This is a genomic window from Pseudomonas baetica, assembly GCF_051216495.1.
In the GTDB taxonomy this organism is placed as follows: domain Bacteria; phylum Pseudomonadota; class Gammaproteobacteria; order Pseudomonadales; family Pseudomonadaceae; genus Aquipseudomonas; species Aquipseudomonas baetica_B.
Map to the genome: position 1 here is coordinate 20,802 of NZ_JBPKAM010000066.1, position 15,142 is coordinate 35,943.

A 15,142-nucleotide genomic window follows, 5' to 3' on the forward strand; every position below is an offset into this window, starting at 1 on the left:
TTAGCGAGCACTTCGCCAGTCCAGTCGTGCCCTGTTTCCGATAACTTTGGTTAAATGTTGTCGTGCGTGCGGGCAGCAAGAAGTCTGGCCATGAGTCCATCTCGCAACGGGTTAACCGGAGCCTGGCAACTCCGTTCTGAAACGGGAGTTTCATCATGGTCAAACATTTGCGTGTCGTCCCTCTGGCTTGCGCCCTCATGAGTTACCTGTCACTGAACTTCGCTTTCGCCGCCGACCCCGCGGAGGTTGATCCCCCCGTACCCGAGGTGCCCAGCCTGCAGTCGTTGCGCGGTATGGCGCCACCAGACCCATCGGGTACCGAAGGCGGCCGCAAGGTCGATCTGATGACCGATTACGTGCTCAATCGCTCGGCGGCGATCCTGCTGGGCAAAGCGCTGTTCTGGGATATGGAAGTCGGCAGTGACGGCTCCACCGCTTGTGCGTCCTGCCACTATCACGCCGGGGTCGATCACCGCACCACCAACCAGATCAACCCAGGCCAGGCCAACACCAACGCGAACGTTGCCTCTATTTTCAATAAACCCTTCACAGCCTCCGACATTCCAGGTGACGTGCCGTCCTACAGCACAAAGTCCGGGGGCAAAGGCGGCCCGAACTATCTGCTGAAAAAAGCCGACTTCCCGACCCACGTGCTGTCCAACCCGCTGGATCGCAATTCGCCGATTGTCTATTCGACCGATGACGTGATCGGCTCTCAAGGCGTGTTCGACGCCAACTTCGTCAAGCCCAACCAGGCGCGCTTCGACAAGTGCACCCAGCAACCGGACGGGATCTTCCAGGTCGGCGGTATCAATGTGCGGCGCAGCACCGGGCGCAATGCGCCGTCGGTGATCAACGCTGCCTTCAACGTGCGCAACTTCTGGGATGGTCGGGCCAACAACGTGTTCAACGGCTTCTCGCCCTTCGGTAATCGCGACCCGGATGCCGGGATCTATGTGACCAAGGACAACAGCGGCGTGGCGACCAAAGTGCGCCTGGCGCTGAACGACGCATCAGCAGCGTCGCAGGCGGTCGGACCTCCCGGCAGCGCCGTGGAAATGTCCTGCGGCGGGCGCACCTTTGCCGACATCGGCCGGCGCATGCTCGACACGCTGATGCTCAAGCAGCAGCGGATCTCGTCCACCGACTCGGTGCTGGGCCCGGTCTCCGGTGCGCGTCGTCCCACCTATCGCGAACTGGTCAAGAATGCCTTCCAGCCACGGCTGTGGAACGCCACGCAGCAGGTACTGGTGGGCGGCGCGCCCTACACGCAGATGGAGGCTAATTTCCCGCTGTTCTTCGGCCTGGCGATCCAGATGTATGAAGCCACGCTGGTGTCCGATCAGGCGCCGCTGGATGCCTATTTGAATGGCGACAAGTCGGCCATGAACGCTCAGCAGGTGCAGGGGATGAATCTGTTCCTGGGCAAGGGCAAATGTGTCAATTGCCACGGCGGTGCGGAGCTGACCAACGCTGCCAGTCGCTTGCAGTTCCACCCTCGCGAGCGCATTGAGCGCATGGTCATGGCGGATGGCCTGACCACGCTGTATGACAACGGTTTCTACAATACCGGCGTGCGCCCGACCTCGGAAGACCTCGCGGTCGGTGGTTCGGATGCCTGGGGTAACCCGCTGTCCTTCACCCGTGAGTACAACACCCAACTGCAAGGCGGGAACATTCCTGATTCGCTGGATATCGATGTCTGCACCTTCGAAGCACCGTTAAGCGCAGCGATCCCCTGCGATGCGACGCTCAAGCCCAACGTCAACTTCCGGGACTCGGTCGATGGTGCGTTCAAGACACCGACACTGCGCAACATCGCCCTGACCGGCCCGTACTTCCACAACGGCAGCCGCGCCACGCTGCAACAAGTCATGGAGTTCTACAACCGCGGCGGCGACCGGCGTGGCGAAGATGCCAGCAACACCAGTGGCTTCGAGCACCCGGCGGTCAATCAGCACAACGGCTCCAATCTTGATCCGGACATGACTGCGCTGAACCTGACCCAGGATGAAATGGATGCCCTGGTCAAATTCATGGAGGTCGGCCTGACCGATCCGCGAGTCGCGTGGGAACGGGCACCGTTCGATCATCCGTCGCTGGTGCTCGCCCAAGGTGCAAAGGGCGATGAAAATTCCGTCGGGCAAAAGCCCGCCAGTCCGAAGATCACGACCCGGCAGGCGCAGGACGCCGAGTTTCAGCTCAAGCCCATCGGTGCCGAAGGTCGCCCTGCGCTGGAGGGGCCGCTGCAACCGTTCAATAACGATCTGCCACAGTAACTCCCCTTGCGTTACTGGCGGTCGATGGCCGTCAGTAACGCTTTTTTTTCACAAATGCCTCACTAATTCACTCAGCAATTTCAGGTTGCTGCCGTTACAGTGGTTGGCACATTGCCATCTATTGATCTGACGGGCCGGAGCTTTACCCTTGCCGCGTTCTTCCGCTGTACGTTTCAGTCATTTCCTACCGTCTTTGCTGTTGTTGCTGGCAGGGCTTGCCGCCGCGTATGTCAAGGATCTGAACGTTTTCTTCACCTCGCTGTTCAACGTACTGCCGACCCTGGTCCTGCTGCTCGGCGGTGCCTACTGCGCGGTTTACCGGCGTCAGCGTGAACTGTTCCTGATGGTCACGGTGTACACCGCTTACTTTCTGCTCGACACCCAGACCGACTATTACCGCGACAACGGCAAGGTGCGGGAAGACGCCGCGGTGGTCTTCCATTTGTGTTGCCTGCTGCTGCCATTGTTGTTTGGCGTGTTCGCCGCATGGCAGGAGCGAACCCATCTGTTCCAGGACATGGTGGCGCGTTTCGCCGTATTGCTGGCGGTGGGCAGCGTGGCATTGGGACTGGAGCAAAGTTACCCACAGGCGTTGCTGATGTGGCTATCGGAGATCCGCTGGCCAGCCCTGCACGGTGCCTGGATGAGCCTGATCCAGTTGTCGTACCCGGTATTCATCGCCTCATTCCTGCTGCTGTCCTGGCAGTATTGGCGCAACCCGAGGCCGCTGCATGCCGCGCAACTGGTGGGCTTGCTCGGGCTGTTCTGGATGTTGCCGAAAACCTTCATCCTGCCGTTCACCCTGAATATCATGTGCAGCCAAGTGATGTTGATGATCGCCGCCGCCGTCGCCCATGAGGCCTACCAAATGGCCTTCCGCGACGAGCTGACCGGGCTGCCGGGCCGTCGTGCGCTGAACGAGCGCATGCAGCGTCTGGGGCGCAACTATGTGTTGGCCATGAGCGACGTCGACCACTTCAAGAAATTCAACGACACCCATGGTCACGATGTCGGTGACCAGGTGTTGCGACTGGTGGCCAGCAAACTGGCGAAAATCAGTGGCGGCGGTAAGGCGTATCGCTATGGCGGTGAGGAGTTCGCCCTGGTGTTTGCAGGTAAAACCGTCGAAGAGTGCCTGCCACATCTGGAAGTCATCCGCGAATCCATCGCCAGCTACAACATTCATCTGCGCAATCAGGACAGCCGTCCGCAAGACGATAGTCAGGGGCGTCAGCGTCGCTCCGGTTCCAGCGCGTCGAGCGTGTCGGTGACCGTCAGCATCGGTGTCGCCGAACGGGTGGAGCAACGCACACCTGAAGAGGTGCTCAAGTCCGCTGACCAAGCGCTTTACAGCGCCAAGGGCGCAGGGCGTAACTGTGTCATGGCGTTCGGGCAAAACCGTCGCGGCGCCGTGCGCATGGACGGTGCTACGGCTGAGTGATGATGGCGCATTCAGCGTCTGGACAGTGATTGTGGGGCGTGGTCGGCGGCAGTAGGTTGAAGAAATCTGCTGACGGAGAAATGACCATGCCCGAGTACAAAGCTCCCCTGCGCGACATGCGCTTTCTGATCGACCACGTCTTCGACTTTCATGGAAACTACGCGGCGCTGGGGGCCTCTGATGCCAGCCCGGACATGATCAATGCGATCCTCGAAGAGGGCGCGAAATTCTGTGAGAACGTATTGGCGCCCCTCAACCGCAGTGGCGACGAAGAGGGCTGCCATTTCGACCATGGCGTGGTGACGACGCCAGTCGGTTTCAAGCAGGCCTTCGCCCAGTATGTGGAAGGTGGCTGGCATGGCCTGGCGGCGGATCCGGCGTACGGTGGCCAGGGCCTGCCCAGCTCCCTGGGGCTGGTTATCAGCGAGATGGTGGCTTCCAGCAACACGTCGTGGGGCATGTACCCCGGCCTGACCCATGGTGCGATGTCGGCTATCCACGCCCATGGCACCGAAGAGCAGAAAGAGACCTACCTGAGCAAACTCACCGCCGGCCAGTGGACCGGCACCATGTGCCTGACCGAAGCCCACTGCGGCACCGATTTGGGCCTCATCAAAACCCGCGCCATCCCCCAGGCGGATGGCAGCCATGCGATCTCCGGCAGCAAGATTTTCATTTCTGCCGGCGAGCACGACATGAGCGAAAACATCATTCACCTGGTGCTGGCGAAACTGCCGGATGCGCCGGCCGGGACCAAAGGCATTTCGCTGTTTATCGTGCCCAAGTTCCTGCCCGATGCGACGGGCGCAGCAGGGGAGCGCAATGGCGTGTCCTGCGGTTCCATCGAACACAAGATGGGCATCAAGGCTTCGGCCACCTGCGTGATGAACTTCGACGCAGCGAAGGGCTTTTTGATCGGTGAAGCGAACAAGGGCCTGAACTGCATGTTCACCATGATGAACCACGCGCGGCTGGGCACCGGCATGCAAGGGTTGTGTCTGGGCGAGGCGAGTTTCCAGGGAGCGATCAAGTACGCCAATGAGCGTCTGCAGATGCGTGCGCTGACGGGGCCGAAAGCCCCGGAAAAAGCCGCCGACCCGATCATCGTTCATCCTGACGTACGCCGGATGTTGCTGACGATGAAGGCCTTCAACGAAGGTAACCGGGCACTGACCTACTTTACCGCGCAGTTGCTCGATGCCGCGCATCTGGGAACGGATGAAGCGGCGCGTCAGGAGGCAGAAGACCTGCTGGCGTTCCTGACGCCGATCTGCAAAGCCTTCATGACCGAAACCGGCCTGGAAGTGACCAACCACGGCATGCAAGTGTTCGGCGGCCATGGCTTCATTCGTGAGTGGGGCATGGAGCAATTGGTTCGCGATTGCCGTATTGCGCCGATTTATGAAGGCACCAACGGTATTCAGGCGCTGGATCTGCTTGGGCGTAAAGTCCTTGGCAGCCAGGGCAAACTGCTGCGGGGCTTCACCAAAATCGTTCACAAGTTTTGTGCGGCGAACGCGGAGCATCCGCAATTGGCCGGCTATGTGGCTCAGCTCAACGGGTTGAATCAGCAATGGGGTGAGTTGACTACCCGGATCGGCATGGCCGCGATGAAAAATCCGGATGAAGTTGGAGCCGCTTCGGTGGATTACCTGATGTACAGCGGCTACATCGTCCTCGGCTACTTGTGGCTGCGTATGGCGTTGGTGGCGCAGGCGCAGCTTGAAGCGGGTGAAGGTGATGCCGATTTCTGCCGGGGCAAACTGGCGACCAACGAGTTTTACTTCAAGCGGTTGTTACCGCGTACTGCCGCGCATCGAGCGGCGATCGAGGCGGGGAGTGATTGCCTGATGCAATTGCCTGCGGAGTTGTTTGCGCTTTAACACCCCTCCCTTTGTAGGAGCGAGCTTGCTCGCGATGGTCGTGACCGATTACGCGTAGAACCAGATGCCATGCGGTGCCTTCAGGTTTTTTCGCGAGCAAGCTCGCTCCTACATATGCGATGACTAAAAATAACAAAACAGTCACGTGTCGACCCTATGTGTCGCAAAAGTTGTTGGGTTACACTCGGAATCATTGAAAGCACCCTTCCTGTGAATCACCTGTATTAGATCTTGCGAGGTTTGCCATGGCTGACTACAAAGCGCCCCTGCGCGATATGCGCTTCGTCCTCAACGAAGTTTTCGAGGTCGCCAAACTCTGGGCCGAGTTGCCGGCGTTGGCCGAAACCGTCGATGCTGAAACCGTTGAAGCCATTCTCGAAGAGGCCGGCAAGGTCACCAGCAAAAGCATCGCGCCCCTGAGCCGCGCAGCGGACGAAGAAGGTTGTCACTGGGTGGACGGCGCCGTCACCACGCCGGCCGGTTTCCCACAGGCTTATCAGACCTACGCCGAAGGCGGCTGGGTCGGTGTGGGCGGTGATCCGGCTTACGGCGGCATGGGCATGCCCAAGGCGGTTTCGGCCCAGGTCGAAGAAATGGTCAACTCTGCGAGCCTGTCGTTCGGCCTGTACCCGATGCTGACCGCCGGCGCCTGCCTGTCGATCAACGCCCACGCCAGTGAAGAGCTGAAAGCCACCTACCTGCCGAACATGTACGCGGGTATCTGGGCCGGTTCCATGTGCCTGACCGAACCGCACGCCGGCACTGACCTTGGGATCATCCGCACCAAGGCCGAACCTCAGGCCGACGGTTCCTACAAGGTCAGCGGCACCAAGATCTTCATCACGGGTGGCGAGCACGACCTGACCGAAAACATCATTCACCTGGTGCTGGCCAAACTGCCGGACGCTCCGGCGGGTCCGAAAGGTATCTCGCTGTTCCTGGTGCCGAAGTTCCTGGTCAATGCCGACGGCAGCCTGGGCGCGCGTAATCCGGCCAACTGCGGTTCGATCGAGCACAAGATGGGTATCCAGGCCTCGGCGACTTGCGTGATGAACTTCGACGAAGCCGTGGGTTATCTGGTGGGAGAGCCGAACAAGGGCCTGGCAGCGATGTTCACCATGATGAACTATGAGCGTCTGGGCGTCGGCATCCAGGGCCTGGCGAGCGGCGAGCGCTCCTACCAGAACGCCATCGAATACGCCCGTGACCGTCTGCAAAGCCGTTCGCCAACCGGCGCGCAGAACAAGGACAAGGTGGCCGACCCGATCATCGTTCACCCGGACGTGCGTCGCATGTTGCTGACCATGAAAGCGTCCAATGAAGGCGGCCGTGCCTTCTCCACTTACGTGGCCATGCAACTGGACACCGCCAAGTTCAGCGAAGACGCCGCCACCCGCAAACGTGCGGAAGATCTGGTCGCGCTGCTGACCCCGGTGGCCAAGGCGTTCCTGACTGACCTGGGCCTGGAAACCACGGTTCACGGTCAGCAGGTGTTCGGTGGTCACGGTTACATCCGCGAATGGGGCCAGGAACAACTGGTGCGCGACGTGCGCATCACCCAGATCTACGAAGGCACCAACGGTATTCAAGCGCTGGACTTGGTGGGGCGCAAGATCGTCGGCAGCGGCGGGGCGTTCTACAAGCTGTTTGCCGACGAAATTCGTCACTTCACGGCGACCGCCAGTGCCGATCTGGCGGAGTTCACCAAGCCGTTGAACGATGCCGTGACAACCCTCGACGAGCTGACGGCGTGGTTACTGGACCGGGCGAAAGCCAACCCGAACGAAATTGGCGCGGCGTCGGTGGAGTATCTGCAAGTATTCGGCTATGTCGCCTATGCTTACATGTGGGCGCTGATGGCCAAGGCCGCGGTGGGCAAAGAAGCGCAGGACGATTTCTACGCGAGCAAACTGGGCACGGCGCGCTTCTACTTCGCTCGCCTGCTGCCGCGTATTCACTCGTTGAGCGCTTCGGTGAAAGCCGGTAGCGAGTCGCTGTTTTTGCTGGACGCCGCACAGTTCTGACAATGTAACGTCATGTAAGCATTCTCTTACATGACGTGCTGCTTTTCTCCCATAGAAGCAGATTGGATCCACGGCTAATCTACTTCCCATGGACGTCGCGCAGGAAGCGCAAAGCAACAACACGGACACGTAGGATTCTGCCAGGATGGCGGAGTGAAATGGATGTCAGGGAAACAGTCTGCAAAGCCCCGCTTCGGCGGGGTTTTCTTATGCCTGCGAAAAAGTACTCAAAGCTCAGGCGAGCTGTCCAAGCGTTCATCCGGCCGATTCATTACCTCTTCCAGCAATGTACGCAACAACGCCAGCGAGGCTTGTTGTCGCTGCACATCCCGACAAACCAACCCGACTTTCAGTGGCACCCGAGGTTCGCTCAGGGGTTTCCACAACAAATCTTCATTGTCGTAAGCCTTTTGTGAGCGCCCCGGCAGCACGGTTGCCAGGCGCGTGTGCGGCAGGCTGTCGAGAATCCCCACCATGTTGTTCAGTTCGGCTTGAACCTGCGGCCGTCGTCCCAGGTTTGCCAGTTGCGCCTGCCAGATTTGCCGTACTTGAAACTCTTCGCCCAATAAAAGCATGGGCAACTCGGCGGCCTGGCTCATGGACACTTTCTTGAATTCGCGCAGCGGGTGATCTGCCGGGACGACAAGGGTCAGTTCATCTTCGTACAGCATCACGCCATGCAGTCCCGGTTGTCGGGGCGGCAAGTAGCTGATGCCAATATCCAGCGAGCCGTTGAGCAGTCGTCGCTCGATCTCCAGGCCCGTCAGTTCATAGATCTGTACCACCAAATGCGGTTGCGCCTTGCGTACCCGTTCAAGCATCTGTGGCACCAGGCTGGTATGCACGGTCTGCAAGACACCGATGGCCAGCGTGCGCAGCGCCTGCCCCTTGAAATTACCCAGTGCTTCCCGCGCCCGTTGCAGGCCGTCGAGCAAAGGCAAGGCATGGTTGTACAGCGTGTGGGCCGCCAACGTGGGCAGCAGGCGTTTGCTGCTGCGTTCGAACAGGCTGACATCGAGCATTTGCTCAAGATGACGGATCTGTTGGGACAGCGCGGGTTGGGAGATGGACAGTCGCTCGGCGGCTCGACCGACATGGCCTTCTTCATACACCGCGACGAAATAACGCAGTTGTTTGAAATCCATAAGTAATACTTATCGAAAATGCTCGGAAATCGAAATGGCTCAACGCCGTGTCTGTGCCTAGTCTAACCGCATTCACAAGGCTTACAGGGCCGCAGAGCGCGATGAATACCGTTTGTTTCCATGGTGTTTACATAGGTAAGGCAAAAAACCTCAATCGAGGGTTGAAGGCATGAATCTGTTCAACCTGCGTCGTCATTCACCGAGTCTTGATGATCTGGTGGCGGATGCCTCTTTTCCCTCCAGGGACGACCACCTTTCCAGCGAGTGTCTGATGCCCAGTGTCGAGCGGCCGCAACAGGTTTTTGTGCGCGGCCAGGGTTCATGGTTATGGGATGGTGATGACCGTGCCTACCTGGATTTTTCACAGGGCGGCGGGGCCAACAGCCTCGGCCACAGCCCCAAGGCGTTGGTCAATGCGATAACGGCGCAGGCTCAGTCGCTGATCAATCCTGGCTTCAACCTGCACAACCGCGGCATGCTTGGCCTCGCCGAGCGCTTGTGCGTGAGCACCGGTAGCGAGCAGGCCTACTTGCTCAACACCGGTAGTGAAGCCTGTGAAACAGCGATCAAGCTGGCACGCAAATGGGGTCAACAGCATCGTGGTGGCGCTTCGCGGATCATCGTTGCGAGCAACGGTTGTCATGGCCGTAGTCTGGCGACGATTTCGGCGTCGGACAGTTCGACGCTGATCAACCGATTCGAGCCGCAGCTGCCAGGCTTCAGCCATGTGCCGTTCAATGATCTTCCGGCGCTTCACGCGGCGGTGGATGAGCGGACCGTGGCGATCATGCTCGAACCGATCCAGAGCGAGGCCGGGGTCATTCCGGCTTCGGCTCTTTACCTCAAAGGTGTCGAGCGCCTGTGTCGAGAGCTCGGCATCCTGCTAATCCTCGATGAAGTGCAAACCGGCATCGGCCGCTGTGGCACCTTGCTCGCCGAACAGTCCTACGGCGTTCGTGCCGATATCGTTGTGCTCGGCAAAGGGCTGGGCGGTGGCGTGCCACTGGCGGCGTTGCTGGCACGGGGCAAGGCCTGCTGTTTCGACACCGGCGAAATGAGCGGCACCCACCATGGCAATGCACTGATGACCGCAGCGGGTTTGGCTTTACTCGACAGCGTGCAGGAAAAGGGATTTCTGGAGCATGTCGGGGAAACCGCCCAGCACCTGTGTGAAGGTCTGCAGCGCTTATCCCATCGGTATGGTCATGGCGAGTTGCGCGGCCAAGGGCTGCTGTGGGGGCTGACCCTGTCCGACGATTGCGCCGATGCCGTGGTCAAGGCGGCGCTGTACGAAGGCTTGCTGCTCAATGCCCCGCAACCCGACTGCCTGCGCTTTACCCCGGCACTGACCGTCAGCAAGGCCAACATCGACGAAATGCTGCTGCGCCTGGCCCGCGCTTTCTCCAGAGTTCGCACCGCGCAACTGCAGTGCCGCAAAGGGATCGCCGTCTGACCGGACGCGCCCTGCACAAAATTCCCGAACCGTCTCGCGGTATAACGCGCGCCCTACGCCTGATTTTTTTGGCGTGGGGCGTTTTTTTGTGGCCGGAGTTTGCTAGCAGCGATTTCAGCTTGAGTGGTTGCCGGATCAATGTCTTTTTAGAGGCGCGTCGGCAAGGAATGCCGCTGCCATCGCAACAACATAGCTGTGGCGATGCCTTTGAATTCTATACCACCAGGTGGTATGTTTTTAGGAAGGGATGCCAATGTCACCAAGGCTGTTCAAGACAAAACGCTTTGCCATGCAGGCTGCGAAGGCATGGATCGGTGATGACGAGCTTCGAGGGGCATTCGCCGAAATGCTTAAAGGGCAGGCGGTTAATCTCGGTGGCGGGGTCTGGAAAAAGCGTTTGAATGCCAATCGCCATCGCTCGATTCTTTTGGCTAAGAGTGATCGTTACTGGGTTTATCAGTTTCTCTTTGCCAAGCAGGATCAGAGAAATATCACTCCGAAGCATTTGGCCGACTTACGCCTCTTAGCCAAGACCTACGGAGGGCTGACCGAAATCGAAATCCAGCGTTTGCTGGATATCAAGGAGTTTTTGGAGATACCCCATGAGTAAAAAATACAAAAGTGAAATAGCGGAGTCGATCCACGAGTCGGCTAGTGCCTTGTATGCCATTGGTGCAATCAGCAAGGCGACCATGCGTGAATTCGACGAGTCGTGCCTAGCCACGGTACCGGCCGCAATCCCGGCAGATCAGATCAAGGCACTGCGTGAGCGTAATAATGTCAGCCAGCCGGTCTTCGCCCGCTACTTGAACACCAGTCCTTCCACCGTCAAACAGTGGGAGGCTGGAGATAAGCACCCCAGCGGCATGGCACTGAAGCTGTTGAGCATTGTTCAAAAACATGGCCTGGAAATCCTGGCCTGACTGATTTCGCTGAACCCTGGCCCGCCGCACAGGTCGATTGCCTGTAGGGCTCGCGTGAGCCGACTTCAATCAGGAGCTGACCCCATGGATTTTATTCGCATCATCATTGCCATTCTGTTGCCGCCACTGGGTGTGTTTCTGCAAGTGGGCTTCGGCGGGGCATTCTGGCTGAATATTCTGTTGACGTTGTGCGGTTACATTCCGGGGATCGTGCATGCGGTGTACATCATCGCCAAGCGTTGAGTTCGTCAGCTTTAGATAGATTGCTTTCGCGAGCAAGCCCGCTCCCACATTTGATCGCATTCCTCTGGGAGAACTCGATCAAATGTGGGAGCGGGCTTGCTCGCGAATGAGGCAACACAAAATTTGCGCTGAAAGAAGACTTCAGTCCGTCTGATCCATCACCCGCCGATAAAACAACCACTCCTGCTCCAGCGCATGGGCTTGATTGCCGGCCTTGCGAAAGCCATGGCGTTCGTCCGCGTAGTAGTGGGCCTCGACCAGAATGCCTTTGTTTTGGAGTGCCTCGACCATGTCGCGGGTTTGCTGCGGCACGACCACGGCGTCCAGTTCCCCTTGAAAGAAAATCACCGGCACGCGGATGTTGTCCCCATGCAGCAGCGGCGTTCGTGCTGCGTAACGCGCGGCGTCCTGCTCGGGATCACCGATCAGCCAGTCAAGGTAGTCGCCCTCGAACTTGTGGGTGGCCCGGCCCAATGCGACGGGGTCGCTGACCCCGTACAGGCTGGCGCCGGCCCGGAACACATTGTGGAAGGCCAGCGCGCAGAGCGTGGTGTAACCTCCGGCACTGCCGCCGCGAATGAACGCCTTGCCGCCGTCGATCAATCCGCGTTCGGCAAGATGGCTGACCACCGCGCAAGCGTCTTCCACATCGACATCACCCCAGCTCAAATGCAGGGCCTGGCGATAAGTCCGGCCGTAGCCGCTGCTGCCGCGGTAGTTGAGATCGGCCACGGCAAATCCGCGTTGTGTCCAGTACTGGATACGTGGGTCGAGCATGGGGTAGCACGCTGAGGTCGGGCCGCCGTGGATAAACACCACCAATGGCGGTTTTGCATCAGCAGTCATCGCCGGGTAGAAGAAACCATGGGACTCGCCCGAGCCGCTTGGATAGCGCAGGGTTTGCGGACGACTGATTTGTTCGGCGGGCAAGGGGGCAACGCCACCGGCCAAGACCTTGACCTGTCGGGTCTGGCGATCGATGGCGATCACCGCCGGGGAATTGACCGGTGAAGCGGCAATGCAGTAAATGAACTGCTCATCCAGAGCCAGGCTGCGGAAGCGGCTGTAGTCTCCGGTGAACGCTTCGCAGGTTTTTCCGCAAATACCCAATCGGCCAAAACCGCCTTCGGTCCAGCTCGCCAGATAGCGGTCTTCGCTCAGAGGTAACCAGGTGCATCCACCGAGTTGCCAAGGGGCAGGGCCATGATCGGCCGCCGCGCTCGGCAATGGCGCCAGACTATTGGCCGATTCCACCCAGGGTTGCCAGTAACCCCCACGATCCGTCAGGCAAAACAACCGACCGCGGCCATCAAACCGTGGTTGTTGCAGAGACTCTTGAGCCTCATCACCAGCCACGCAACGGGCCAGAGCAAAGCCACCGTCGGTCATGCGTTCGGCAACCATCAATCGAGTTGCGGTCCATGGCTGATGCGGGCGGCTCCACTCGATCCAGGCCAGGCGTTGCGCATCAAGGCTGAGCGTCGGCGCGGCGTAGAAGTCGGCGCCCTCTGCCAGCAAATGCCTTTTGCCATCCACCAGATCGATTGCCACCAGGCGATGCCGATCGCGGTTTTCTTCAACGGCCAGTACCTGACCGTTGGCGAATTGCACGTCGCCGTAGCGGCAAATACCGGATGTGAGCACCACAGGTTCGCCCCGCAGCGATTGGCGATACAGCTGCTGATCCGCCTCGTTGACGAAAACAACCCCGTCGTCTGTCAGACAGAACGCACCACCGCCATATTCGTACACCCGGCTGCGCACGCTGAAACCCGGCGGCGTCAGGCAGTTTGCGATGCCTTCGCGCCAATGCCAGATACGGCAGGCAGCATCTTCCGGGCGATATTCGTTCCAGAACAGGCCTTGCGAGCCAACCTGCAATTCGGCGAAATCAATGCCGGCGGCAACGGCTTTGGCGGCGCTGAAGGGTTCAGCTTTTGGCGATGAGGCGTGAGTTTCGTTCATTGCGAAAGGCCAGTTGTTCAATGGTCTGGGTCGCGTGCTCGGCCTCTTCGCGGGCCTGGAGGATCACGCCGTGATGCGGCGATTTGCTGCATACCGGATCGGCGTTGCTCGCATCACCCGTGAGCATGAACGCCTGGCAGCGGCAGCCGCCGAAGTCTTTTTCTTTCTCGTCGCAGGAACGGCAGGGTTCGGGCATCCAGTCGTAACCGCGAAAACGGTTGAAGCCGAACGAGTCGTACCAGATGTGCTGCATGCTGTGGTCGCGCACGTTGGGAAACTGCACCGGCATCTGTCGGGCGCCATGACAGGGCAGCGCGGTTCCGTCCGGCGTGACGGTCAGAAAAATACTGCCCCAGCCATTCATGCAGGCCTTGGGGCGTTCTTCATAATAGTCCGGTGTGACGAAAATCAGCTTGCACGGATGCCCTTGGGCTTCGAGCCTGGCGCGGTATTCATGGGTGATGCGTTCGGCGCGTACCAGTTGTTCCTTGGTCGGTAACAGCCCGACCCGATTGAGTTGCGCCCAGCCGTAGAACTGGCAAGTGGCGAGTTCGACGAAGTCCGCTTCAAGAGCAATGCACAGCTCGATGATCTGGTCGATCTTGTCGATGTTGTGCCGATGGGTGACGAAATTCAGCACCATCGGGTAGCCGTGGGCCTTCACTGCGCGGGCCATCTCCAGCTTTTGCGCGAAAGCCTTTTTCGACCCGGCGAGCAGGTTGTTTACCTGCTCATCGCTGGCCTGGAAACTGATCTGGATGTGATCGAGGCCAGCCTTTCTGAAATCGCTGATTTTCTGTTCGGTCAGGCCAATGCCGGAGGTGATCAGGTTGGTGTAGAAACCGAGCTGGCGCGCCTCGGCAATCAGCTCGGCGAGGTCCTGGCGCACCAGTGGTTCACCACCGGAAAAACCCAGTTGTGCCGCGCCCATTTCCCGGGCTTCGCGAAACACCTTGATCCACTGCTCGGTGCTCAGCTCCTTGCCTTGCTCGGCGAAATCCAGCGGATTGGAGCAGTACGGGCATTGCAGCGGGCAGCGATACGTCAGCTCGGCCAGCAGCCACAGCGGCAGGCCGGTTTCAGGTTTGGGCGGTAACTTGTCTGACGCGTTATCAGGCAAGTTCGATCCAGTGCTGAGCACGGGCGACCTCCATGAATTGCTCGATGTCTTCACCGAGCTCGGGTACGCCGGGGAACTGCTTGTCGAGCTCGGCGATGATCGCCGCGACATCACGCTGTCCATCGATCAGACCACCGATCAGCGCGGCGCTTTCGTTGAGCTTGATCATGCCTTCCGGGTACAGCAGGACGTGGCCTTTCTGTGCCGGTTCGTACTGGAAACGGTAGCCGGGACGCCAGGCCGGCGTCTTGCTGCGATCGAAACTCATAACGTAATTCCTTTATGCCAAACCCGTTGGTCGGTCACGCTGTGATACGGCGGGCGATTGAGTTCGTAGGCCATGCTCATGGCATCGAGCATGCTCCAAAGAATGTCCAGTTTGAACTGGAGAATTTCCAGCATGCGCTCTTGGCCGGCCCGTGTCGTGTAGTGCTGCAGGGTGATTGCCAGGCCATGCTCGACATCACGCCGCGCCTGGCCGAGGCGCGTGCGGAAATACTCGTAACCGGCCGGGTCGATCCACGGGTAATGCTGCGGCCAACTGTCCAGGCGCGACTGGTGGATCTGCGGTGCGAACAGTTCGGTCAACGAGCTGCTGGCGGCTTCCTGCCAACTGGCGCGGCGGGCGAAGTTGACGTAGGCGTCCACGGCGAAGCGCACGCCGGG

Annotated in this window: 12 protein-coding genes and 1 pseudogene; 8 read left to right on the forward strand and 5 right to left on the reverse strand. The window is 59.4% G+C overall.

Annotation, left to right across the window (positions count from 1 at the left end):
• Positions 1–197: 197 nt before the first annotated feature.
• The 4 genes from ACSFE6_RS21435 (at position 198) to ACSFE6_RS21450 (ending at position 7,627) form a co-directional block, all read left to right on the forward strand.
• Positions 198–2,279: a cytochrome-c peroxidase gene (locus tag ACSFE6_RS21435; RefSeq protein ID WP_435429464.1), complete on the forward strand. Its 2,082-nt coding sequence runs from the start codon at positions 198–200 to the stop codon at positions 2,277–2,279.
• Between the two features lie 148 nt (positions 2,280–2,427).
• The gene (locus ACSFE6_RS21440; RefSeq protein WP_435429455.1) at positions 2,428–3,720 is read left to right on the forward strand and encodes a GGDEF domain-containing protein; all 1,293 of its coding nucleotides are present in this window, start codon (positions 2,428–2,430) and stop codon (positions 3,718–3,720) included.
• Between the two features lie 86 nt (positions 3,721–3,806).
• Complete coding sequence (locus ACSFE6_RS21445) at positions 3,807–5,603, forward strand: acyl-CoA dehydrogenase C-terminal domain-containing protein (protein ID WP_435429456.1); 1,797 nt, start codon at positions 3,807–3,809, stop codon at positions 5,601–5,603.
• 245 nt (positions 5,604–5,848) lie between these two features.
• Positions 5,849–7,627, forward strand: a complete 1,779-nt coding sequence (locus tag ACSFE6_RS21450) for an acyl-CoA dehydrogenase C-terminal domain-containing protein (RefSeq protein ID WP_435429457.1) — start codon at positions 5,849–5,851, stop codon at positions 7,625–7,627.
• Positions 7,628–7,854: 227 nt separating this feature from the next.
• Here ACSFE6_RS21450 and ACSFE6_RS21455 read toward each other — a convergent pair whose 3' ends face one another.
• Entirely contained in the window at positions 7,855–8,772 is a 918-nt protein-coding gene (locus ACSFE6_RS21455) for a LysR family transcriptional regulator (RefSeq protein ID WP_435429458.1), read from the reverse strand.
• A gap of 169 nt (positions 8,773–8,941) precedes the next feature.
• On the opposite strand from ACSFE6_RS21455, the gene ACSFE6_RS21460 reads away from it, so the two are divergent.
• The 4 genes from ACSFE6_RS21460 to ACSFE6_RS21475 all read left to right on the forward strand — a co-directional run bounded on the left by ACSFE6_RS21460 (position 8,942) and on the right by ACSFE6_RS21475 (position 11,391).
• Positions 8,942–10,225, forward strand: a complete 1,284-nt coding sequence (locus ACSFE6_RS21460; protein WP_435429459.1) for an aspartate aminotransferase family protein — start codon at positions 8,942–8,944, stop codon at positions 10,223–10,225.
• A 253-nt stretch (positions 10,226–10,478) separates the two neighbouring features.
• Complete coding sequence (locus ACSFE6_RS21465; protein ID WP_435429460.1) at positions 10,479–10,835, forward strand: type II toxin-antitoxin system RelE/ParE family toxin; 357 nt, start codon at positions 10,479–10,481, stop codon at positions 10,833–10,835.
• Positions 10,828–11,148: a helix-turn-helix domain-containing protein gene (locus ACSFE6_RS21470; RefSeq protein WP_435429461.1), complete on the forward strand. Its 321-nt coding sequence runs from the start codon at positions 10,828–10,830 to the stop codon at positions 11,146–11,148. The genes ACSFE6_RS21465 and ACSFE6_RS21470 overlap by 8 nt, the downstream gene beginning before the upstream one ends.
• A gap of 84 nt (positions 11,149–11,232) precedes the next feature.
• Positions 11,233–11,391 (forward strand): YqaE/Pmp3 family membrane protein, encoded by a 159-nt coding sequence (locus ACSFE6_RS21475; protein ID WP_003228885.1) that lies wholly within the window; start codon positions 11,233–11,235, stop codon positions 11,389–11,391.
• A gap of 141 nt (positions 11,392–11,532) precedes the next feature.
• Here the strand turns inward: ACSFE6_RS21475 and ACSFE6_RS21480 are convergent, their stop codons facing one another.
• The 4 genes and pseudogenes from ACSFE6_RS21480 to ACSFE6_RS21495 form a co-directional block, all read right to left on the reverse strand.
• Complete coding sequence (locus ACSFE6_RS21480) at positions 11,533–13,356, reverse strand: prolyl oligopeptidase family serine peptidase (protein WP_435429462.1); 1,824 nt, start codon at positions 13,354–13,356, stop codon at positions 11,533–11,535.
• Positions 13,322–14,476, reverse strand: a complete 1,155-nt coding sequence (pqqE, locus tag ACSFE6_RS21485) for a pyrroloquinoline quinone biosynthesis protein PqqE (protein WP_435429465.1) — start codon at positions 14,474–14,476, stop codon at positions 13,322–13,324. The genes ACSFE6_RS21480 and pqqE overlap by 35 nt, the downstream gene beginning before the upstream one ends.
• On the reverse strand, positions 14,469–14,744 hold the full coding sequence (gene pqqD / locus ACSFE6_RS21490; RefSeq protein WP_435429463.1) for a pyrroloquinoline quinone biosynthesis peptide chaperone PqqD: 276 nt from the start codon (positions 14,742–14,744) through the stop codon (positions 14,469–14,471). Before pqqD ends, pqqE begins: the two co-directional genes overlap by 8 nt.
• Positions 14,741–15,142: pseudogene (locus ACSFE6_RS21495) on the reverse strand (pyrroloquinoline-quinone synthase PqqC); the annotation flags it as partial. The gene pqqD and the pseudogene ACSFE6_RS21495, both read right to left, overlap by 4 nt.

Excerpts from the sequence above, each read along its gene's own strand:
- ACSFE6_RS21475 (WP_003228885.1), top strand. The coding sequence starts at position 11,233 with ATGGATTTTATTCGCATCATCATTGCCATTCTGTTGCCGCCACTGGGT.
- ACSFE6_RS21450 (WP_435429457.1), top strand. The coding sequence starts at position 5,849 with ATGGCTGACTACAAAGCGCCCCTGCGCGATATGCGCTTCGTCCTCAAC.
- ACSFE6_RS21460 (WP_435429459.1), top strand. The coding sequence starts at position 8,942 with ATGAATCTGTTCAACCTGCGTCGTCATTCACCGAGTCTTGATGATCTG.
- pqqD (WP_435429463.1), bottom strand. The coding sequence starts at position 14,744 with ATGAGTTTCGATCGCAGCAAGACGCCGGCCTGGCGTCCCGGCTACCGT.
- ACSFE6_RS21435 (WP_435429464.1), top strand. The coding sequence starts at position 198 with ATGAGTTACCTGTCACTGAACTTCGCTTTCGCCGCCGACCCCGCGGAG.
- ACSFE6_RS21465 (WP_435429460.1), top strand. The coding sequence starts at position 10,479 with ATGTCACCAAGGCTGTTCAAGACAAAACGCTTTGCCATGCAGGCTGCG.
- ACSFE6_RS21470 (WP_435429461.1), top strand. The coding sequence starts at position 10,828 with ATGAGTAAAAAATACAAAAGTGAAATAGCGGAGTCGATCCACGAGTCG.
- ACSFE6_RS21445 (WP_435429456.1), top strand. The coding sequence starts at position 3,807 with ATGCCCGAGTACAAAGCTCCCCTGCGCGACATGCGCTTTCTGATCGAC.
- ACSFE6_RS21455 (WP_435429458.1), bottom strand. The coding sequence starts at position 8,772 with ATGGATTTCAAACAACTGCGTTATTTCGTCGCGGTGTATGAAGAAGGC.
- ACSFE6_RS21480 (WP_435429462.1), bottom strand. The coding sequence starts at position 13,356 with ATGAACGAAACTCACGCCTCATCGCCAAAAGCTGAACCCTTCAGCGCC.